This is a genomic window from Streptomyces sp. NPDC002446 (assembly GCF_053595675.1).
On the sequence record NZ_JBSFYC010000100.1, the window covers coordinates 1 to 20529 of the forward strand.

Sequence of the window (20529 nt, forward strand, 5' to 3'; positions counted from 1 at the left end):
GGGTGTCCGGACGTAAAGCGAAGCAGTCCGGACACCCTGCCCCGGAGGACCGCCACCGCACCCCGAAAAGCCCCGCGCAGCGGCACGCACCGCCCGCCGCAGGCGAACCCCGCGCAACCCCCACGGCGGGAAAGCCGAAAACGTCGGCCAAGGCAAAGCGCAGCGGAAGGGCGGATAGGGTTGCGCCCCGTGCGATCCCGACTCCGCCCCGCGCTGCTGTGGCTGCTGCTGCCCTACGTCCTGTTCCTGGCGGTGCTGCCGCTGGTGAACCGGGTGCGGCCGACCGTGTTCGGGCTGCCGTTCCTGGTCTTCTGGATGCTGGTGGCGACGCTCGCCACGCCGCTGTCGGTGTGGCTGGCGCGGCGCGCCGACCGCAAGCGGGGCTTCGGCTCCGGCTCCGGCTCCGGCTCCAGCAAGGAGGACGCGTGAACGCCGCGGTCGCCACCGCCGTATTCGGCGGCTTCATGGTGCTCACCGTCGTCCTCGGACTGCTCGCGGTGCGGGGGAAGGGCTCCGGCGGCGGGCTGGCCGAGTGGTCGGTGGGCGGCCGCAGTCTGGGCACCGTCTTCATCTGGGTGCTGATGGCCGGCGAGAGCTATACGAGCTTCAGCTACCTCGGCGCGGCCGGCTGGAGCTACAACTTCGGTGCGCCGGTGCTCTATGTGCTGGCCTATATGTCCTGCGGCTATGCGATCGGGTACGTCGTCGGGCCGATGCTGTGGGCCTACGCCCGCCGGCACGACCTGGTGGGCATCACCGACATCGTCGCGCACCGCTACCGCCGGCCCTGGCTCGGCGCCGCCGTCGCCGTCCTCGCCACCGTGTGCCTGCTGCCGTACATCCAGCTGCAGATCACCGGTATGGGCGTGGTCGTATCGACCATCTCCTACGGGACCATCAGCCTGAACTGGGCCTACTTCATCGGGTTCGCGGTCACCACCGGCTTCGTCGTCATCAGCGGGCTGCGCGGCAGCGCCTGGGTCTCGGTGCTCAAGGACATCCTCGTCATCGGCACCCTCGGCTTCCTCGTCGTCTACGTTCCGCTGCACTACTTCGACGGCTACGGGCCCTTCCTGGACCGGATCGTCGCCGAGAAGCCGCAGTGGCTGACCTTCCCCGGCCATGCCTCGGGCGGCCTGGGCGGGCTCTGGTTCGTCACCACCACCGTCGTCAACTCCCTCACGGTGGTGATCTTCCCGACGACCGTGGCCGGGTACCTGGGTGCCCGCAACGCCGAGGTGCTGCGCCGCAACGCCCTGTATCTCCCCTTCTACAACGTGCTGCTGTTCGTGCCGATGCTGCTGGGCCTGGCGGCGCTGTTCGTGGTGCCGGGGCTGACCGGCGCGGACTCCAATCTCGCGCTGTTCAAGCTGGTGGTGGACTCCCTTCCGGCCTGGGCCGTGGGCCTGATCGGGGTGGCGGCCGCGCTCTCCTCCATCGTGCCGATGGCCGTGTTCATGCTGGTCATCGGCACGATGTGGGGGAGGAGCGTGCTGGGGGCGATCCCCCGTCTCAACAGAGGGGCGGCCCGGGGGGCTTTGGGGGAGGCGACGGGCGGGCGTCAGAAGCTGTGGTCCCAGCTGGTCGTGGTGGCGGCCGGAACGGTGGCGCTGCTGCTGACCTACACCGCCCCCGACACCCTCGTCCGGCTGTCCTTGATTTCGTACGAGGGCATGGCGCAGCTCGTGCCGATGCTGCTGGTGGGGCTGGTGTGGCGGCGGCTGACGCTGTACGCCGCGGTGAGCGGCCTGGTGGCGGGCTTCGCTCTGGTGTGTGTCCTGGTCTTCGGGGGACACGACCCGGTGTGGGGGATGAACGCCGGACTCGTCGGGCTCGCCGTGAACGTGGTGGTGGCGCTGGCGGTCACCTGGCTGGGGCCGTGTGAGCGGGACGAGCGGCCGGACGCCGAGGTGCTGGCGCTGGACGACGAGTTCCCTCGTGCCGAGGCTCCCGTGCGGCGCGTGCCGGTCAGCCCGCCGGCTTCGTGATCTTCTTGCCGTCCTTGGAGACCGCGAACCACAGGCCCATCTTGCCCTGGCCGGTGATGTCACCGGGCTGCTTGTCGCCGGTGAACCAGTAGACCGGCCAGCAGTCCACGGCCAGCTGCTTGATGCCGTCGGGGCGGGTGACGGTGGTGATGAGCTTGGGGGCGATGCCGGTGAGCTTGGAGCGGTCGGCGGGCTTGGCGGGCTTCCAGGTGTCCAGGCAGGCGTCGTTGCAGGCGAACTTCATCGGCCAGGCGCTGTCCTTGTTGAAGCGGTAGAGGGTGCGGCCCTTGCCGTCGACGAGGATCTCGCCGAGCTCGGGCTGGTTGAACACCGAGACGTCGGCGGGCTCCTGGGTGCCGGCCTTCTTGCCGTCGGCGGCCAGCGCGTTCCAGGTGCCGCCGACGCCGTGGCCCTTGGTGTCGCCGGGCTTGGTGTCCTTGGCGTAGCGGTAGGCGGGCCAGCCGCCGATGGTCAGCTGCTTGACGCCGTCGGCGCGGGTGACCGAGCCCAGTGCGCTCTTGGCGATGCCCGCGGGGGCGGTGGCGCCGTCGGCGGGGACCGGCGGCCAGGCGGTGGCGCAGGAGCCCGAGCAGTTGGACTTGGGGGGCTCGGCGGTGTCCTTGTCGAAGCGGTAGAGGGTCATGCCCTTGGCGTCGGCGACGACCGGGCCGAGCTTGGCGTCCTGATGCAGCGCCAGCGTCCCGGCGCTCGGCCCGGCCTTCGCTTCCTTGCCGCTGTCGCCGCCGGCCTCGCCGCCGTATCCGCCGTCGCCCTGACCCGAGCCGGAGGAGCCGTAGCCGTAGTCGCTGGTGCCCTGGCCGGCGGGCTGGACGGTGTCGGTGGTGGGCGTGTTGGTGCTCTGGTCGCTGCTGCTGCCGCAGGCGGCGGTGAGCGCCAGGGTGGCGGCCGCGGCGGCCGCGAGTCCCGCACGACGTCGAGTGATCATGGTGTCTCCTCTGCCGGTTGGTGGTGTGGTCGATTGCTTGCGGGTGGTGGTGCGTGTGGACGGTTGCCGTCGCCCGGGAAGTACGCGGTCGGAGGTGCCCGGCGTTCAACCGCCGCGAAGTTTTTTCCCGGCCCGCGAAAAGCCGCGCGAAACCGGTCAGTTGCCGCCCTGTACCCGCAGCGCCAGTGCCGGGCAGCGGCGCACCGCGAGCTGTGCGCGGCGCCGCATCCGGGCCGGCAGCGGCATGCTGGCCCGCTCCGGGAAGCCGTCCGGGCCGAGCTTGACGATGCCCGGCACCACGTCGGCGCACAGGCCGTGGCCGCGGCACAGCGTCCAGTCGACCAGCAGCCGCTCCTGCGGCGGGGCGGCCGACGGCGACGGTGCGGGTGTGGTGTCCGCGGGCGGCTGGTGCCCGGTGACCGGCAGGGCCCCGGTCACCGGGCGGCCGCACCCGAACCCCCGCGCATGCCGCTCGAACTCCTCGGGGAAGGCGGCGAGAGCCGAGGCGACGAAGCGCGCGGTACCGTCCGGGTGGCTGCAGGCGCCGCGCCGTTGCACCGCCCGCATCCGGGCGTGCACCGCGTCCAGGGCGGCATCGCCGCCGCCCCGTACGGCGCGGGCGAGTTCATCGGCGAGCGCGGGCAGGCCCAGCACACAGGGCCCGCACTGGCCGGCCGACTCGGCACCCATCCACTGCGCGACCCGTACGGTCTCGCCCGCCGGACAGGTGTCGTACGGCAGCGGCAGCACCGCCCCGGCGCCGAGCACCGCGTTGTACTCGGCGAGCGATTCGCGGGACAGCGCCGCGGTCAGCGCGTCGGTGGGGGACACGAACGTCCCGTGGTAGCCGCCGATCAGCACGCCCTGCCCCTGGTCCATCCCGCACAGCGCCAGGACCCGGGCCAGGGACACCCCGTAGGGGACCTCCACGACCCTGCTGCCGGCGACCGTCAGCAGCAGGGTGCCGGGCTCGGCCGGCAGCCCCACGTTCCGGTAGCCCAGTGCGCCGAGCCGTGCGGCGACGGCGAGTTGGGCGTAGGTCTCGGTGTTCGACAGCAGCGTCGGCACACCGTTCAGCCCGCGCTCGCTGGAGCGGATCTTGCGGCCGGAGGGCAGGCCGGGGCCGCCGCCCAGCCCGCTGGTCATGGCCGATCCCTCGCCCGTGACGAACCGCTCGGTGAGCAGGGTGACCCTTAAGGCCGTCCGGACCGGGCCGCGTTCACCGATCGCGCGTCGCACCGATCTCTCGACGTCCTTACGGGTCACCCCGATGGCGACCTCCTGCGCGCCGAGCGCGTCGGCGGCCAGCAGCGCGCCGTCCAGCACCAGGTGCGGCGCGTGCAGCAGCAGCGCGGTGTCCTTGAGGCAACTGGGCTCCCCCTCGCTGCCGTTGACGACCACCGCCGCCTTCCCGTCGGCGCGCTTCATCCCGTCCAGCACGGCGGTCAGCTTGCGGGCGAAGGGGAAGCCCGCGCCGCCGCGGCCGCGCAGATCGGTGTCCTCGGCCAGCGCCACCAGCTCCTGTGCGGAGAGCTGGGGAAGGCCGCCGTGCCGGGCCAGATGCGCCACCCGGTCCATGCGCGGCGTCTCGTCGAGCCCGGCCAGCAGCCGCGGCGGACCGAACGACGCCAGCGTCGGTACGGGCTCCGGCCCGGACGGGGCCGGCAGCAGTTGGATGGGGGCGGGGGCGGTCATGAAAGTTCTCCTGAGTTCCTGCGGGAATCACGCAGCCGCAGCGCCAGCCGTACGGCGACCGCGGCCAGGCATACGGCGTATCCGGCGACGGCCCAGCCGGCCGCCGCGCGGCCCGACTTGAGGCCGTGCACCAGGGCCAGGCCCCAGGCGAGATACGCGCTCATGTGCAGCGCCCGCCACCAGCGGGACGCGGTGATGCCGGTGAACGCGCCGCGGACCGCGCCGGTCACCGCGACGGCGATGAACACATACGCGGCGAGCGTGCCCAGCCCGATGAGCACCGGCCGGGCCCCGTCGGTGAACGGCACCGCGACGGCGGTCGTGCCAACGTGCCCCTCGGCGACCTTCACCCAGATGTGCAGGCCGAGGAAGCCGAGCCCGGCGACGCCGGTGCCGCGGTGCACGGCCTGCGCGAGCAGCCGGTGCGGGGAGTGCAGCACCATCCGGTCGGTGGCGGCCAGTCCCCACAGCACGGTGACCGACAGCGAGACCAGGGCGAGCACCCCGGCGCCGAAGTCCAGAAAGCGCATCAGGGTGTCCATCGCGCCGGAGTGCAGGGTGACGGCGATGAAGAGCAGCAGCGCCGCCGGAAGGGCCGGGCGCAGTACGGCGGTTGAAGTGAGGCCGCCGGCCGGACCCCGGCCCGGCGGCCCGGGTTCCTTCGGCGGACGCCGGGGGCGGGGCAGAAGTGGCGTGGGGCGGGCCCGGTGTGCCGCGCGGCGGCTGGAACGGCTCTGGCGGCTCTGCAAACGCGGTGCGGACATCGGACCTCCCGGTGTCGGGGCACGGGTGCGGGATGCGAATTTCGATGAAATTCCCCTGCGGGGGTATTTGCCCGACGGCTTTTGTACGGGTGACCACCGGTAACACTAAACATTCTGTAACCGGGTGGATACGCAGGGCGTTATCTTGCCGTGATCCGGCTGTGATCCGGATGCGGAAAAGCATCTACGAGCGCGTTCAGGCTTTCGTAAGCTTTATCGCGCTGTGACAAATTCCTGCAGCGGCGTCGCGGCAGCGCGGCGTGACTCCCGATGATGCCGAGTCAGGCGCACGGGGGCGCCCATCTCCTGTCCAAGCCGCATCCCCGCCAGGATCGAGGTAGCGATGTGTGATCTCCTGAACCGCATCTGGTCGCGTCCCCGAGGCGAGTGGAGCCGGGTGGTAAGAAATGAACTCCCGGACCTCTCGGAGAAGGTGGTCGCGGAGTTGCAACGCGGATTTCCCGCATTGGCCGCACTTCTCGGTGATACCCCCATAGAAGAGGCCCAATGGGCGCTGGAACAGGCCCTGCTGACAGTACTGGGTTACCAAAAAGAGTCGGAAAGTAAACGTCCGGCAGTATCGTCCGTAGTCACCCCGATGCCCGTCGCGCGGGCCCGCCAGGACCTCTTCGACGTCCTTGCCGGCCAACGCGAGGCGCCGGACGAGGGGTTGCACGACCTGGCCCGCGCGGCGGGCTGGCCGGTCCCCGAGACCCTCCAGGCCGTCGTCCTCGCCACCCCCGCCGAGGCACCCCAACTCGCCGCGGCGCTCGGGCACGCCCTCATCGGCACCGTCGAGGGCTACACCTGTCTCTTCGTTCCCGACCCGGCCACCCAGACCAGGCCCCGCCTGGAGGCGGCCCTCAAGGGCCGGGCCGCGGCCGTCGGCCACGTCGTCCCGGCCACCGACACGGCCTCCTCCCTCCGCTGGGCCCGGTACCTGCTCACCCTGGCCCCCGGCCGGGTCGGCCCCGACACCCGCCCCGCCTTCGTGGACGACCACCTCTCGGCACTCCTGCTCCTCCAGGACGAGTCCCTCGCCGACGCCCTCACCTCCCGCTGGCTCGGCCCCCTCGAAGAGCTGACCCCGCGCCAGAGCGAACGCCTCGAAGTCACCCTGCTGGCCTGGCTGGAGGGCGGCGGTGCCCCCGAAGCCGCCAAACTCCTCCATGTTCACCCGCAGACCGTCCGCTACCGCCTGCGCCAGATCGAGAAGCTCTTCGGTCCCGTCCTGCGCGACCCCCGCACCCGCTTCGAACTCGAAATGGCCCTGCGCAGCCGCCGCCTGATGGCCCATGTCCGCTCCTACCGCGCCCGCGCCGGCCGCCGCGCCCGCGCCGTAGCCTCCTCGATCCGCCCACTGGGCGTAGCACGAGAGGCCCGGGTGAACGGGCTTTGAACGGACGGGGGTCACCTCCACGGTGCCGGTGAGGGCCTTGCCGTACGGCCCATGGGCGCCATCGCCTTCCGAGGCATGGCGCCCACCACCCACCTCACCGAAGGGCCGGGTTCCGGTCGAGCCTTACAGGTCCAGCTCGGCCACGATGGCCGCGTGGTCGGAAGCCTGGTTGTCGGGGCCGGTCACGTCTTCGAAGGGGGTGCCGAACTCGAAGATGCCGCGTACCTCTAGCTCGACCTTGTCCACCTTCGCGAACAGTTCTGGCGAGAGCATCAGGTAGTCGATCTTGTCTTCGGCCGTGCACTTCCCATGGGTGCCGAGCGGGCCCTGGTCCGGGTAACTGGGGTGGGTCATCGCGTCCTTGAGGGTGGTGTCCTCCAGGAACCTGAGCGGCGGGCTGCCGGGGGTGTCGTTGAGGTCTCCGGCGACCACGACATGGGCCGAGCGTTCGAGCGCGGCCTGGTAGAGCTGGGAGACGCGCTCGCCCTGGAGCTTGCGCTTGTCGGCGCCTCCGCCACCGCGCTTGCTCTTGAAGTGGTTCCCGAGGAGCCAGAGCGGTTCGCCGTCCAGGTCGATCTCGAATTCCGGGCAGTCCCGGCTGAAGATGTCCCGGGAATCCTTCTTGTCGAAGATGTGCGAGCGTACGGAGGTGATCGGGAGCCGGCTGAACAGCCCCACGTCGATGCCGCGAATGTCGTTTCCGTCGATCAGCATGTTGAACGGATACGGCTCCATGTCGAACTGGCCCGCCAGGCCCGCCAGCACCTGTTTGTTGAAGCGGTGCAGGGTGAGCCGGTCCTCGACTTCGACGGTCAGCAGTATGTCGGCTTTCAGCGCGGCGATGACCCTGGCGGTGTTCTTGACGGCGGCCCAGCTGAGGTCGTTCTTGGCCAGTTCGGCCCAGCCGACCCAGGAGGGCCGTCCCTTGACCTCGGGTCTGACCTCGATGTTCCTGCCCTCGCCCTTGAGCAGCCGGGCACGTCCGCGCGGCTCGTTCACCAGGATGGTCTGGGTGGAGATGTCCTGGGAGACATCGACGCTGTGCTTCTTGAGAAGCTCGATGATGTCTGTCTTGTCGTCGTCCGTATACGTGGGGTGATCGAGGATTTCGACAAGTTTTCTGAAGTCCTCGAGGACGGCGTTGCGTATGGGGTCGTTCTCGCTATCGAAGACGATGGGCCTGCGGAAGAGGTTTTCGCAGTTGAAAGTGGCTATGCGGATGCTCATGGCACCTCCTTGCACACTTCCGATTGTCCGGCGGCGTGCCATGGCTGTCGAACGGAGCAGGGGCGCTCCCGGGGGCGAGGGCCGTCACGAGGAGCGCCGCGCCCGGTGCGGGGCACGTAGACGTCTTGCGTCGATACCGCCCGAAAAGAGGCCCGGACGTGGAAGTTTCTTCTCTCCGTGCCGCAACCTTCCGCCCTCGTGCGCTGTCTCCTGATCACCAACCGGCCCGTGCCCCGGGGCATCTTCCGGCGCGCGGGCGGTCGTACGGAAACATCAGGAGAGACCTCTCATGCGTATTCGCCCCGCAGCCTGCGCGGCGCTCCTCGTGGCGGCCCTCGTCCCCGGCCTTACGGCAACCCCCGCGAGCGCGGCCGCCGCCAAGTACGCGGACGACTTCAACGGCGACGGCTACCGCGACTACGCCGCCTACTCGCCGGGCCACAGCCCGGGCGGCGGCGTCCAGATCACCTTCGGCACCGCCACCGGGCCCGGCACCCGGACCCAGGTGATCGACCAGTCCAGCCCCGGCGTCCCCGGCGCCGACGAGGACGGCGATCTGTTCGGCGGGGTGCTGGCCCCGGCCGACTTCAACGCCGACGGATACGCGGACCTGGCGGTGACGGCGTACGGCGAGGACATCGACGGGCGTACGGAACAGGGCTCCGTCACCGTACTGTGGGGCAGCGCGAACGGACTCTCCGGTGGCACCGCCGTCCCCAACATGGGCGCCAAGCGGTCCGACGGCCACTTCGGCCGGGACCTGGCCGCCGGGGACTTCGACGGGGACGGCAAGAAGGACCTCGCCGCGATCAGCGCGGGCAAGACGTATGTCTACCGCGGTCCGATCACCCCGGCCGGTGTGGCCGGTACGGTCTCCACCCTCGACAGGTCCTCGGCGAGCCTCGACGCCCGGTCCCTGGTCGCCGGGAACGTCAACGGCGACGGCAGGACCGACCTGGTCGTCGTCGGGCTCGCGAACGCCCCCGAGTTCGGTACCGACGCCTGGTTCGTCAAGGGCGGCTCCACGCTGACCCCGGGCAGGACCCTGCGCCTGGTCAACGGCTACGGGGACGGCGGCGAAGGGGCGGGAGTGATCGCCGACTTCAACAAGGACGGCTACGGGGACCTCGCGGTCGGCAGCATGATGTACGGCAACTACCAGGGCCGGGTGTCGCTCTGGTACGGCTCCGCGACCGGCCCCGCCACCAGTGCCCGCATCACCCAGGCCACCGCCGGCGTCGCCGGCACCCCCGAGACCGGGGACAGCTTCGGCTCCTCCCTCTCGGCCGCCGACGTCGACGGCGACGGCTACCAGGACCTGGCGGTCGGTGTGTTCGGAGAGAAGATCAACGAGCAGACGACCGAGGGCGGGGTCCATGTGCTGCGCGGCGGCGCGAGCGGTGTCACCGGCGCGGGCTCCCAGTGGTTCGCCCGCAACACCCCCGGCGTACCGGGCTCGGTCGCGTGGAACGACTGCTTCGGCTCCACGGTCCGCCTGCGCGACACCGACCGCGACGGCCACGCCGATCTCTTCGTCACCGGCATCGTCGACGGCTCGCTCCGCTTCCCCGGCACGGCGTCCGGCATCACCACCACCGGCGTCACCTCGGTGGACACGGAGCTCATCGAGGGGATGCTCCAGTAGGAACGCCCCGTCAGACGGGAACGCCCCGTCAGACGGTCCCCGGGCGGGCGACGGCCCCGTCCGCCGGGGACGGCCCGCCGTCGCGGCGGAACAGGGCGGTCCACAGGAAGGGTTCGCCGTAGTGCGGGGAGCCGGCGGGCTCGTCGCGCATGCGGCGCAGTTCGAGCTCCGTCAGGTCGGAGAAGATCCGGCGCAGCGACTCGGGGGTGTAGGCGAGGCCGCCGTGCAAGCGGGCGTCGCGGTAGAAGTCGCCGTCGGGGAGTTCGGAGCCCATCTCGCCGGACGCGAAGCAGGTGAGGGCGAAGTGGCCGCCGGGGGCCAGGGCCCGGTCGAGGAGGGCGAGGTAGCTGATGCGGCGGTGCGGCGGCAGATGGTGGAAGCAGCCGGAGTCGTAGACCAGGTCGTAGGGGCCGTCGAGTGCGGTGCCGGCGAGGGCGAAGGCGTCGCCGCAGTGGAAGGTGACCCGGGCTCCTGCTTCCCGGGCGCGCTCCCGGGCCCAGGAGACGGCCGCCGGGGAGAGGTCGACGGCGTCCACGTCGAAGCCGAGTGCGGCGAGGTGGAGCGCGTTGCGGCCGGGACCGCAGCCCAGGTCGAGGGCGCGGCCCGGGGTGATCAGGCCGCGTTCGAGGTACGAGACGAGGTTCTCGTCGGGCTTCGCGACGAAGAACGGCACCGGCTTGGAGCGGTCCGCGTAGAAGCCGTCCCACCAGGAGGCCCCGTCCGCCGTCCAGCGGTCGGCCTCCGGTGCGAACAGGCCGTCCAGGAGCCTGAGTACGTCGTCCACGGTGCGGATGTGGCGGTCCATCAGGGTTCCTTCCCTTCGCTGTGCCCCTCGTGTGTCCTTACGTTCCCGGGGCGGGGGGCTGCCGGCAGACGGAGCAGCGGTCGGTGCCGTCCCAGTCCTCCCAGCCGAACTCCGCCGGGGTGAGGGGCGCTCCCTCCAGTTCGCGCCGTACGGCGACCCGGTAGGCCCAGACCGCCCCGATGTAGGGGTGGTAGGCGTCGTGAAAGGCCGCCGAGGTCTGCGCCGCGCCGGCCGCGACGACGTGCCGCAGGGTGCGGAGCCGCTCGAACATCGCCTGGGCGGCGCCGGCGACGGCGGTGCTCGCGTCGATGTAGAGGCTCTCGCGCACCTCGTGGATCTTGGCGTCCTCCATCGCCGCGCGGGCGGCCGCGTCCAGATCGGGCTCGGCGTCCGGGTCCTGCGCGATCTGGCGCAGCCGCGCATGGCACACTCCGGCGGCGCGGATGAACTCGATGTACACCGCGCGCCGGCGTGCCCCCACGCCGCGGTCGTCCTCGCGTCGATGCCGCAGATAGTCGGCCAGTACGGTGCCGGATATGGCGATCGAGCCACCGCTGACCGTCGCGACGAGCGTCCCCCAGTCCACGTCTGGAATCTACGTGCGGGTGATCGGAAAGAACAGGAGAAGCAGCGGGATGTGGTCAACTCCGCACGGCCCGGGGTCAGTAGCCGAAGCCGGGCCAGTGCGGATCGTCCCAGCGGTCGTCGCCGGTGAGGCCGAGCAGCCGGATCCGGTGCAGCAGGTCGTCGGGGACGCCGTGGGACCGGAGGCGGGCGGGGGCGTGGCGCAGCAGCCAGGCCGTCAGCTCGGCGCGGGTGGCTTCCTTGTCGTGCCAGGTGTCCCAGGGCAGCTCGTCGCGCAGCAGCTCGGACTCCCACTGGTCCACGGCCTGGGCCAGATGCCGGTCGGCCGTGGGGCGGGTGTGGGTCTGCCAGGTGCCGAGCCAGGGGGTGAGGGTGCCGGACGCCTCGGCGGCCAGCACGAGGACCTGGTGCGCGGGCACGGCGGGGTCGGGGTCGGTGAGGGTGCGCTCCCACCAGGCGTCGAGGAACTCCCGTACCGCCGCGGCCTGTTCGGCGGGCCACTGCTGCCATGAGGCGCGGTGGAAGGTGAGCCCGGCCTCCTCCATGCCGAAGAGGGGCTTGATACGGCCGGCGGTCAGGGCGGTGGCGAACTGGGGCAGGATGCGGCGCAGCACCGATGCCTCGTGGGTCCAGTCGGTGGCCTGCCAGGTGCGGCGCAGGAGGTCGGGGTCCAGCTCCGCGTCCGGCACCTTCAGCAGGGCGAGCTCCTCCGCGCTGCCCCAGTGGCACTCGCAGTTGCTCTCGTCGGGGTGGGCGGTCATCCCGCCGAAGACGGCACAGAGGCGGTCCAGTGCGGCGGACAGCCGCAGCCGGGCGGCATCGGCGGTGCGGTCGGGGTTCGTCATGGCGTACGCCTTCGGGGACTCCGGGTGCGCGGGCGGCCCGAAGGTCGCCACCTTACCGGGTCGCCGGGGGACGCCGGCCGGGGCGGTGGTGTTGACCTGGACATGGCGCATAATCGGGCCGCATGAGAGCGGTCGGAGCGGTAGCCGTGGGTGTGGTGCTCGTCCTCGCCCTTTCGTCCTGCGGTGCGGCCGGGGACTCCCCGGGCGCCGGTGCCGGCTGTCCCCCGGGGGCCGCCGGCTCCCGTAAGGCGGCGAAGGGCTGGGACCGCCCGGCGGACTTCGACGACGACGGCTACCCCGACGCGGTGGACGTGGTGCGCGGCGACCCGGCCACCGTCCAGGGCACCCCGCCCGTCGCCCTGAGCCGCGGCCGGATCGGGCCGCTCGTGGTCTTCATGGGCGGCAGGGACGGACTGCGTCCCACCGGCCGCCCGCTGGCCGACGGCGTGGTCCCGCCGGGCTCCGGCGGCACGTGGAAGGAGGGGTTCGTCCACGCCTACCCCGCCGACCTGGACGCCGACGGGTACACCGATGTCCTCGCCGCGCAGCGGATCCCGAAGGACGAGTACGCCAACCGGTCCCTCGGGTCGATGGTGCTCTTCCGGGGCGGCCCGAAGGGGCTGGGCGCCGAGCCGGTCGCCGTCCCCTACCCGCAGGGGCCGACCCACACCCAGTCCCCGCCCACCGCGATCGGCGACTTCAACGGTGACGACCGGGCCGATGTGCTCGCCCCGGTCGTGGGGAAGACGCCGGGGGAGCTCGGGCAGATCCTCTACGGCCCGTTCGGGGCCGACGGCCGCCCGGCCTCGACCCGCGCCGTCACCGCCCGGGGCGCCGCCCCCGACCTCAGCTACTACTCCTCGCTGCTGGCCGCCGACATCGACGCCGACGGCCGCAGCGACCTGCTGCTCGCCACCGAGACGGACGACCCCGAGGACGACTTCGAGGGCGGCACCCTGCACCCCCTGCGCTGGTTCCGCGGCACCGCCGACGACGGCATGGTGGAGGCCGCCGCACCCCCGGGGGAGTACACCGCGGAGATCTCGACCGGCACGGACTACGACGCCGACGGATACCCGGACACCCTGCTCCCCGGCCCGCGCCCGAAGAACGGCGGCCAGGCCATGCTGCGCGGCGGCCCGCACGGATTCCGCCCCGGCATCCGCAGCCTGCACCTCGACCGCGCCGGCGCGTCCGTCGTCACCGGCGACATCACCGGGGACGGACGGGCCGAGGGGGTGACCACCACCGGGACCGGCAAGTACGGCACCACGCGCCAGCTGGTGGTCTCGACGATCGCGGCGACCGGGGACGGCGCGCGGGCGCGCGATGTGCAGCGCTTCTCGCACGACGACAAGAGCCTGCCGGGCGCGGTCGACAGGACCGCCTTCGGCGGCACCCTCCAGCTCCTGGACGGCGACCGGGACGGCTGCTCCGATCTGCTGACCGGCGCCGTGTTCACCGGCCCGGCCTACCGGCGCGGCGGCTTCTGGGTCCTCCGCGGCGGCGCGGCCGGGCTGCGCACCGACGGCATCCGCCACTACGGGCTGCGGGAGCTGGGTCTGCTGAAGAAGTGACACCGAGCCGGGGCGCGCAGCGGCAGGACAGGGGCCGGCCGGCCCGCGGTGCGCGGACCGGCCTCTCCCGCAGGGTGTGTCAGCGGCACTCACGCCCGCTGTTGATGCAGTTGACCGCCTGGTTCATCAGGCCGTCCGGCATCACATTGATGAAGTCGCCGTGGTCGGTGACCGGTTTGTGGAGCTGTTCGGGGAAGCTGTCGACCGCGAAGCTGTTGCCCTGCGGGACGTCGTAGGTGATGCGCTGCACGAGCTGCGGGATCTGGGTGAAGCCGTTCGGGCAGTTGCCGTTCTGGTCCGAGAAGGTCACGTGGTCACGGTGGTTGGCGCTGTCGATGTCGCGTCCGTTCCAGCAGTTCTGGAAGGCGAAGGTGCGCACGACCTGGGAGCCGTTCGGGCACAGCGGGTACTTGTCCTTGAGCTGGCGGTCCTCGAAACCGGTGCAGCTCCAGGAGGCGTTGGCGTTCTTGACGCCGTTGGTGAACGCCTTGGCGTCACCCGTGATGATCTTCAAGAAGCGCGGCATCGCCCGGACCTGGCCGGCCTGGCTGCCCCGGAAGGTGAGGTTCACGCTGGCCGGGGTCAGCACCGAGCCGTTGTTGCCGTCGTGGCCGGCGCCCGGCTTCTGCTCCGAGGTGCCGTCCAGCTTGCGCAGCACCGGCCAGTAGTGGGTGGACTGGTCGCCGTTCTGGCAGGTGGTGTCGGAGGCGGCGAGTTTGCGGTCGTCGGAGAAGGCGTCGGTGGCCTTGTTGCCGACGTAGTCGTGGGTGTGGTGGGCGCCGTTGCTGACGCCGGGCGTGACGATGACGTTGTCGGAGTTGAAGTGCCCGTCCTCGTTGCGGCCGCACTCGGTGGTGAACGTGCCGGTCGAGGCGCCCTGCCCCTGGGGGGCGGCGAACGGCGGACCGCCCGCGTTCGGCTGGACGGTGGTGATGTCGACGAAGTCGTCGGGGGCGGGGCCTCCGGGCTGCCCCGGCTGCTGCTGCCCGCCGTTCTGCCCCTGGACCTGACCCTGATCCTGGTTCGGGTCCTGGCCCTGGTTCGGGTCCTGGTTCGGGTCCTGATTAGGTTGCTGGTCCTGGTTCGGTTCCTGGGGCTGTCCCTGGTACCAGCCGCTGTCCGCGGACTTGGCGGCGGCCTGGCCGTCCTCGCCCGTCGGCATGGTCGTACAGCCGCTCATCTTCAGCAGGTACTCCGGCCGCCGGGCGTCCTTGGCTATCGCCGTGACCATCGAGCCGATCGTCTTCGCGCGCTGCCGCTTGAGCCGCGCCAGGGCCTCGTCGCCGCTGCCCTCGGTCATCTTGTGGTACGCGTCGGAGACCTGGCGGTCGAGCGCGGCCAGCCCCTTGGAGACCTGGAGCTGGGCGCTGCGCGGCACCTTCTTCAGCCGCTGGCCCACGTCCGGGCACGAGACGGTGCGGGCGGTCACCAGGTGCGGATGGCCGGCGGTCGCGTCGGGATCGTTGTTGCCGGCCAGCGCCGTGGTGGCGACCACCGCCAGACCGCCGCCGCCGAGCAGCAGCGCGGCCGCGGCCACCAGCATTCTGTTCGTCAAACGCGAGCGTTTGTGGGACCGGTCCTGCTGCCGTTGCCTCATGAGATCACTTCGCTTCGTCCGATGAGAGGTGAGGGGGGTGAAGGTGTCAGGGGGGCCGTCGCCGGTGCGGTTCCTCGTAGGGGCTCAGCGGCCGTGCAGCGTGCCGAAGTCGACCTGCCCGGTCTTCTCCAGGACCGTGATGTGGTCCAGCACGACCGTGTTGGCCCGGTTCGCCAGGGCGCGCACCATGGAGTTCTGGGTCTGGTCGCGGACCATCGCGACCAGGCCGAAGACCTTGCCGTGCGCCCGGCGCAGCAGCTCCGCGAAGACCTGCGCGAACTGGTCGCCCGGGGCGGCGTTCATCTGCGCGAGCCAGCCCTGCTGCTCGGGGGTGGGCTGGTTGGCCAGCTGGATGCCCAGCGCCCGCCCGGCCTCGATCGACCGCCGGTCCAACTCGGTGTGCCCGGCGACGAGATGGTCGCCGGCGGTGCGCACCGCGGCGGTGGTGCCCCGCTCCTGCGCCTGCCGGCCCGCGGGCAGCTCCCACAGCCCGGCCAGTCTGACCTTGCGCACGAAGTCCCGGTCCATCGGGGTCAGCGGACCGTAGCGGGTGCTGACCGTCCCGCCCCCGTCGTCCTCGTACGTGACGGTGTTCGTCGCCGCGGACGCGCTCTCACCGAAGAGCTGTACGGGCAGCAGCAGTGCCGCGAGCGTGGCCACGAGCGCGGCGACGACCAGTCCGGTGGCGATGGTCCGTCCGGATGCTGCGGAGTTGCTGAGGATCGACCGCACACGGCCTCCCGGTTCGTCCTACTGGAATGCCACCGGACGCTAGGGGCCGGGCCGGTCCTTCGGACGGGGGTTCTCACCCCTGGACAAATAACGGCCGGGCCCGCCGCGACACTGCTACGGTGCCGCGAGCGGGCCCGCTGCGCGCGATCCCCCGGGTGACGCCTGCGCTCAGCGCGCGTACAGCCCCGCCGCCGCCCACCGGCGGCGCTCCCGCCGGGTGTCGGGCGCCTCGCGCTCGCCCTGTGCGTACAGCGCGTCGATCTCCGCCGCGTACGCCCGGACGATCGCCGCCCTGCGCAGCTTCAGCGACGGCGTGATCAGCCCGGACTCCTGGCTGAACTCGCCCGGCAGCACCCGGAACGCCCGGATCGACTCGGCCCGCGACACCGACGCGTTCGCCTGCGCCACCGCCCGCCGCACCTCCGCCTGCAACTGCTCCTCCGGCGAGGGCCCCGAGCAGTTCCCCGCGCCGTCGTCCGGATCGCCCCGCAACCGCCGCCAGTGCGCGAGCGCCTCCGGATCCAGCGTGATCAGCGCGGTCACATACGGGCGGTTGTCGCCGACCACCACCGACTGCGAGACCAGCGGATGGGCGCACAGCCGCTGCTCCAGCCCCTGGGGGGCCACGCTCTTGCCGTTGCTGGTGATGATGATGTCCTTCTTGCGCCCGGTGATGACCAGATAGCCGTCCTCGTCCAGATGCCCGAGGTCACCGGTCGGCAGCCAGCCGTCGTACAGCCCGCTGCCCGGCCCGTCGTCACCCCCGTTCTCGCCATCGAGATATCCGGCGAACACCACCGCGCCGCGCACCCACACCTCGCCGTCCAGCGCCAGATGGATCGCGCTGCCCGGCAGCGGCAGGCCCACCGTCCCGAACCGCACCTTCCCGGGCGGCTGTACGGTGATCGCGCCGCTGGTCTCGGTCAGGCCGTAGCCGTCGTAGACGGTGATCCCGGCGCCGGCGAAGAGCAGCCCCAGCTCCCGCAGGAGCGGCGAGCCGCCGGAGACGGCGGTACGCACCCGGCCGCCCAGCAGCTCCCGGATGCGGGAGTACACCAGCCGGTCGTAGAGCGCGTGCCGGGCCCGCAGGAACGGGTCGGGGCCGCGCCCGGTGCCCCGCGCCTCCTCGGCGAGGGCCTCCGCGTAACGCACCGCCACCGTCATCGCCGCGTCGAACGTCCGCTGCCTGCCCGCCTGTTCCGCGGCCCGCCGGGCGTGCGCGCAGATCTTCTCGAAGACGTACGGCACCGCGAACAGGAACGTCGGACGGAACGACGCGAGGGCCGGCAGCAGCGCGTGTGACGAGGTGTCGGGCTGGTGGGCGAGCTGCACCCCGCCGCGCAGACACGCCACCTGCACCATCAGCCCGTAGATGCCCGCGAACGGCAGGAAGGCCAGCAGCGAGGGGCGTTCGCCGGGCGCGGCCAGCAGCCCGCCCCAGCCCGCGTAGAGGGTGTCGCACTCGGCCGCGAGATTGGCGTGCGTGATCACACAGCCGCGCGGGCGCCCGGTGGTGCCCGAGGTGTGGACGATCGCGGCGACGGCGCCCGGGGTGACCGCGTGCCGCAGCCGGTGCACCTCCGCCTTGGGCAGCCGGGTGCCCTCCTCGGTCAGCCGCGCCACACAGTCCAGGTCCAGCTGCCACAGGCGGCGCAGCCGGGAGTGCTCGTCGCAGGCCTCCGCCACGGTCATGGCGTGCGCCTCGTTCTCGACGACGATCGCGGTCACCCTCGCGCCGTTGAGGATGCAGCGCAGCTGCTCGGCCGAAGCGGTCGGATAGACCGGCACCAGCTGTCCGCCGATCGCCCACAGCGCATAGCAGAACAGCGTCCACTCGTAGCGCGTGCGGGACATCAGCGCGACCCGGGCGCCGGGCCGGACGCCGTCCGCCAGCAGGCCCCTGGCCAGAGCCATGACCTCGTCACGGAATTCCTTCGCGGACACCTCCTGCCAGCCGTCCGCTGCCCGGTGGTCGCGGCGGGCGAGCTGGACGAAGTCCGGCTGGTGGGCGGCGGTGTCGAAGACGGAGTCGGCAAGACCGCCGGTCCGCAGTGGAGCCGCCAGGGCCGGAACGCTGATGTCGCGCACAGCACCTCCTTGGTGTTCCCCCTTGATCCCCCCTGGTCCACCACCGTCCCGGCGGCAGGGAGGGCAAGTTACCGGCCGGTCTCCCGGCTGCCCAGCCCTGCGGTTACTCTTGAGCGGAAGACGACAAGTCTTGAGGACGCGTCACACAGGGGGAGGCCGCCGGATGTATCGCATCGCCGACACATGGCGCCTCTACACCTCCGCGCTGCTCTTCCTCCTCGCCGGACTCCTGCTCACCCAGAGCGGACTGACGACGGCTCTGACCGCCGCCGCGACCACCGCCGCGGTGCTGCTGCTGTGCAGCGCCTTCCTGATCGCGGCCCTCGCGCCGCCGGTCCCACCGGGCCGGATCCGTACGGCGATCCGCGACCGCGAGCGGCGTACCGCGTTCCTGCCGCAACGCGACCCCGACGCGGCCGGCCGTCCACGCCCCCGAGCACCGGGCCGCGCCTTCCCGACGACCGCGTAGACGCACTCTCCTCTCTTCTCTTCTTTCCTCTTCCGCGTCCGCGCGGCTCGTCACGCCGAATCCACATCCCGGTACGACGAGACCCGTGGAGGGCTCACCCATGTCCGTTTTCGGCTTTCTCGGCGAGGCGCTGGCACGCGGCGCCGAAGCGATCGAACCGCTCTTCGGCACCGCGGCCATGGCCGCCGCCATCGTCCTGTGCACCCTTGCCGTACGCGCCGCGCTGCACCCGCTCGCCCGGGCCGCGGCCCGCGGTGAGAAGGCCCGCGCCGCGCTCGCCCCGCAGCTCGCACAGCTGCAGCGCAAGCACAAGGGCAACCCCGAGCGGCTGCAGAAGGCGATGGCCGACCTGTACGCCAAGACGGGCGCCTCGCCGCTGGCCGGCTGTCTGCCGACCCTGCTCCAGCTGCCCGTCTTCTTCCTGATGTACCACCTCTTCTCCACCGGGGGCGGCGGGCTGCTCGACCACACCCTGCTGGGCGCGCCGCTCGGCGGTCACTGGAGCGAGGCCCTCGCCGACGGCGGCCTCTTCGGTCCGCACGGCCGGGTCTACCTCGTGCTGTTCGCGCTGATCGCGGCGGTCGCCACCTGGAACTACCGGCGGGCACGGGCCGCGGCGGCCAAGAACCCGGCGCCGGCCGCCGGAGCCACCGGGGGCATCGCCGCCCCGCCCGGGATGGCCACCATGAGCAAGGTGCTGCCACTGCTGTCCTTCGGCACGCTGATCACGGTGGCCGTGGTGCCGCTGGCCGCCGGGCTCTACATGGTGACGACGACGACCTGGACGGCGTGCGAGCGGGCGCTGCTGCACCGGGAGGCGAAGGAGAAGAGGGAGAAGAAGGACAAGCAGGAGAAGAGGGGCAAGCAGGAGAAGGGGGAGAAGGGGGGCGGGCAGGCCGGGCGCGCCGTCGGCCGGGACACCGTTACTACCTCTCAGTAACGGTCCAGTCCGTGAACGGGCTCTTGCGGACTGGACGGCCTTCTTGGAGGATCAGCCAAATCACTCGATGGCCGTCCCCCATCGGCCGGCCCGGAAGAACCCTTCCGGGCCGACCCTTCGACCACGGGAGTTGAACCGATGAAGCTGCTGCGAGTCGGACCGGTGGGGGCCGAGCGCCCGGCGCTGATCGACGAGGCGGGAACCCTGCGGGACCTGTCAGGGCTGGTACCGGACATCGACGGGGCGCTGCTCGCGGACGACGGCCGGCTGGCGCGGCTGCGCGCCGCCGCCGCGTCCGGCGAGCTGCCCCGTATCGACCCGGCCGGTCTGCGCACCGGACCGCCGGTGGCCCGGATCGGCAAGATCGTGTGCATCGGGCTGAACTACCACGACCACGCCCGGGAGACGGGGGCCGCGACCCCCGAGGAGCCGATCGTCTTCATGAAGGCCCCGGATACGGTCGTCGGCCCCGACGACGCGGTGCTGGTGCCGCGGGGCAGCGAGAAGACCGACTGGGAGGTGGAGCTGGCGGTCGTCATCGGCCGTACGGCCCGCTATCTGGAGACCGACGAACAGGCCCTGGCCGCGGTCGCCGGCTATGCGGTCGCGCACGACGTCTCCGAGCGCGCGTTCCAGATCGAGCGCGGCGGCCAGTGGGACAAGGGCAAGAACTGCGAGACGTTCAACCCGCTGGGCCCCTGGCTGGTGACCGCCGACGAGGTGCCCGATCCGCAGGCGCTCGGCGTCCGGCTGTGGGTCAACGGCGAGCTGAAGCAGAACGGCACGACCGCCGAGCAGATCTTCCCGGTGGTCGAGGTGGTCCGCTACGTCAGCCAGTTCATGACCCTCTACCCCGGCGACATCATCAACACCGGCACCCCGGCCGGCGTCGCCATGGGCCAGCCGGAACCCAAGCCGTATCTGCGGCCCGGGGATGTGGTGGAGCTGGAGATCGACGGGCTGGGGCGCCAAACGCAGACGCTGCGGTCTGCTTGATTCCCACGTTTTTGTCTGTCCCCAGCTGGTCGCCTGTGGGGCCCGGGGGCTTCGCCCCCGGTTTCGGGAAGGGGCGGGACCGGGGCACCCCTCCTGCCGCAACGGCGAACAACCACGACGGCGAGGGTCCGGCAGCACCAACGACGGCAGAAGAAATCTCCACCCACCCACGGGAGGGGACGGGCCGGAGGGGCCTGGTGTGTGGACGTAAAGCGAAGCAGTCCACACACC

General features: G+C 71.8%; 18 protein-coding genes. 8 read left to right on the forward strand and 10 right to left on the reverse strand.

Features of this window, described 5'->3' with window-relative positions:
* The first annotated feature begins 180 nt into the window (after positions 1–180).
* Positions 181–429, forward strand: a complete 249-nt coding sequence (locus tag ACWD6P_RS33890) for a DUF3311 domain-containing protein (RefSeq protein ID WP_451448041.1) — start codon at positions 181–183, stop codon at positions 427–429.
* The gene (locus ACWD6P_RS33895; protein ID WP_451448042.1) at positions 426–1988 is read left to right on the forward strand and encodes a sodium:solute symporter family protein; all 1563 of its coding nucleotides are present in this window, start codon (positions 426–428) and stop codon (positions 1986–1988) included. The genes ACWD6P_RS33890 and ACWD6P_RS33895 overlap by 4 nt, the downstream gene beginning before the upstream one ends.
* On the opposite strand, the gene ACWD6P_RS33900 is transcribed toward ACWD6P_RS33895, so the two are convergent.
* The 3 genes from ACWD6P_RS33900 to ACWD6P_RS33910 all read right to left on the reverse strand — a co-directional run bounded on the left by ACWD6P_RS33900 (position 1969) and on the right by ACWD6P_RS33910 (position 5393).
* Positions 1969–2934 (reverse strand): SCO0930 family lipoprotein, encoded by a 966-nt coding sequence (locus tag ACWD6P_RS33900; RefSeq protein ID WP_451448043.1) that lies wholly within the window; start codon positions 2932–2934, stop codon positions 1969–1971. The genes ACWD6P_RS33895 and ACWD6P_RS33900 overlap by 20 nt on opposite strands.
* A 156-nt stretch (positions 2935–3090) precedes the next feature.
* Entirely contained in the window at positions 3091–4629 is a 1539-nt protein-coding gene (locus tag ACWD6P_RS33905) for an NADH-ubiquinone oxidoreductase-F iron-sulfur binding region domain-containing protein (protein WP_451448044.1), read from the reverse strand.
* Complete coding sequence (locus ACWD6P_RS33910) at positions 4626–5393, reverse strand: hypothetical protein (protein WP_451448045.1); 768 nt, start codon at positions 5391–5393, stop codon at positions 4626–4628. Before ACWD6P_RS33910 ends, ACWD6P_RS33905 begins: the two co-directional genes overlap by 4 nt.
* A 598-nt stretch (positions 5394–5991) precedes the next feature.
* Between ACWD6P_RS33910 and ACWD6P_RS33915 the strand changes: the two genes are divergently transcribed.
* Positions 5992–6792: a PucR family transcriptional regulator gene (locus ACWD6P_RS33915; RefSeq protein WP_451448046.1), complete on the forward strand. Its 801-nt coding sequence runs from the start codon at positions 5992–5994 to the stop codon at positions 6790–6792.
* 123 nt (positions 6793–6915) lie between these two features.
* On the opposite strand, the gene ACWD6P_RS33920 is transcribed toward ACWD6P_RS33915, so the two are convergent.
* Positions 6916–8019 carry an endonuclease/exonuclease/phosphatase family protein gene (locus ACWD6P_RS33920; RefSeq protein ID WP_451448047.1) on the reverse strand — a complete coding sequence of 368 codons (1104 nt, stop codon included), beginning with the start codon at positions 8017–8019 and terminating at the stop codon, positions 6916–6918.
* Positions 8020–8308: 289 nt separating this feature from the next.
* On the opposite strand from ACWD6P_RS33920, the gene ACWD6P_RS33925 reads away from it, so the two are divergent.
* Complete coding sequence (locus ACWD6P_RS33925; RefSeq protein ID WP_451448048.1) at positions 8309–9664, forward strand: FG-GAP-like repeat-containing protein; 1356 nt, start codon at positions 8309–8311, stop codon at positions 9662–9664.
* A gap of 28 nt (positions 9665–9692) precedes the next feature.
* On the opposite strand, the gene ACWD6P_RS33930 is transcribed toward ACWD6P_RS33925, so the two are convergent.
* The 3 genes from ACWD6P_RS33930 to ACWD6P_RS33940 all read right to left on the reverse strand — a co-directional run bounded on the left by ACWD6P_RS33930 (position 9693) and on the right by ACWD6P_RS33940 (position 11899).
* The gene (locus ACWD6P_RS33930; protein ID WP_451448049.1) at positions 9693–10469 is read right to left on the reverse strand and encodes a class I SAM-dependent methyltransferase; all 777 of its coding nucleotides are present in this window, start codon (positions 10467–10469) and stop codon (positions 9693–9695) included.
* A 37-nt stretch (positions 10470–10506) separates the two neighbouring features.
* Positions 10507–11055 (reverse strand): CchlQ, encoded by a 549-nt coding sequence (locus tag ACWD6P_RS33935; protein WP_451448050.1) that lies wholly within the window; start codon positions 11053–11055, stop codon positions 10507–10509.
* A gap of 76 nt (positions 11056–11131) precedes the next feature.
* The gene (locus ACWD6P_RS33940) at positions 11132–11899 is read right to left on the reverse strand and encodes a hypothetical protein (RefSeq protein WP_451448051.1); all 768 of its coding nucleotides are present in this window, start codon (positions 11897–11899) and stop codon (positions 11132–11134) included.
* A 122-nt stretch (positions 11900–12021) separates the two neighbouring features.
* On the opposite strand from ACWD6P_RS33940, the gene ACWD6P_RS33945 reads away from it, so the two are divergent.
* Positions 12022–13476: an FG-GAP repeat domain-containing protein gene (locus ACWD6P_RS33945; protein WP_451448052.1), complete on the forward strand. Its 1455-nt coding sequence runs from the start codon at positions 12022–12024 to the stop codon at positions 13474–13476.
* A 79-nt stretch (positions 13477–13555) separates the two neighbouring features.
* Here ACWD6P_RS33945 and ACWD6P_RS33950 read toward each other — a convergent pair whose 3' ends face one another.
* From ACWD6P_RS33950 to ACWD6P_RS33960, 3 genes are all read right to left on the reverse strand, one after another.
* Complete coding sequence (locus ACWD6P_RS33950; protein ID WP_451448058.1) at positions 13556–15019, reverse strand: DUF1996 domain-containing protein; 1464 nt, start codon at positions 15017–15019, stop codon at positions 13556–13558.
* Between the two features lie 138 nt (positions 15020–15157).
* A complete protein-coding gene (locus ACWD6P_RS33955; RefSeq protein ID WP_451448053.1) occupies positions 15158–15805 on the reverse strand; it encodes a DUF4142 domain-containing protein in 648 nt (215 codons plus the stop codon).
* Positions 15806–15973: 168 nt separating this feature from the next.
* On the reverse strand, positions 15974–17893 hold the full coding sequence (locus ACWD6P_RS33960) for an AMP-dependent synthetase/ligase (RefSeq protein WP_451448054.1): 1920 nt from the start codon (positions 17891–17893) through the stop codon (positions 15974–15976).
* A 163-nt stretch (positions 17894–18056) separates the two neighbouring features.
* On the opposite strand from ACWD6P_RS33960, the gene ACWD6P_RS33965 reads away from it, so the two are divergent.
* The 3 genes from ACWD6P_RS33965 to ACWD6P_RS33975 all read left to right on the forward strand — a co-directional run bounded on the left by ACWD6P_RS33965 (position 18057) and on the right by ACWD6P_RS33975 (position 20298).
* Positions 18057–18362 carry a DUF6412 domain-containing protein gene (locus tag ACWD6P_RS33965; RefSeq protein WP_451448055.1) on the forward strand — a complete coding sequence of 102 codons (306 nt, stop codon included), beginning with the start codon at positions 18057–18059 and terminating at the stop codon, positions 18360–18362.
* 100 nt (positions 18363–18462) lie between these two features.
* A complete protein-coding gene (locus tag ACWD6P_RS33970; protein ID WP_451448056.1) occupies positions 18463–19302 on the forward strand; it encodes a YidC/Oxa1 family membrane protein insertase in 840 nt (279 codons plus the stop codon).
* Between the two features lie 138 nt (positions 19303–19440).
* A complete protein-coding gene (locus tag ACWD6P_RS33975; protein ID WP_451448057.1) occupies positions 19441–20298 on the forward strand; it encodes a fumarylacetoacetate hydrolase family protein in 858 nt (285 codons plus the stop codon).
* Positions 20299–20529: the final 231 nt, after the last annotated feature.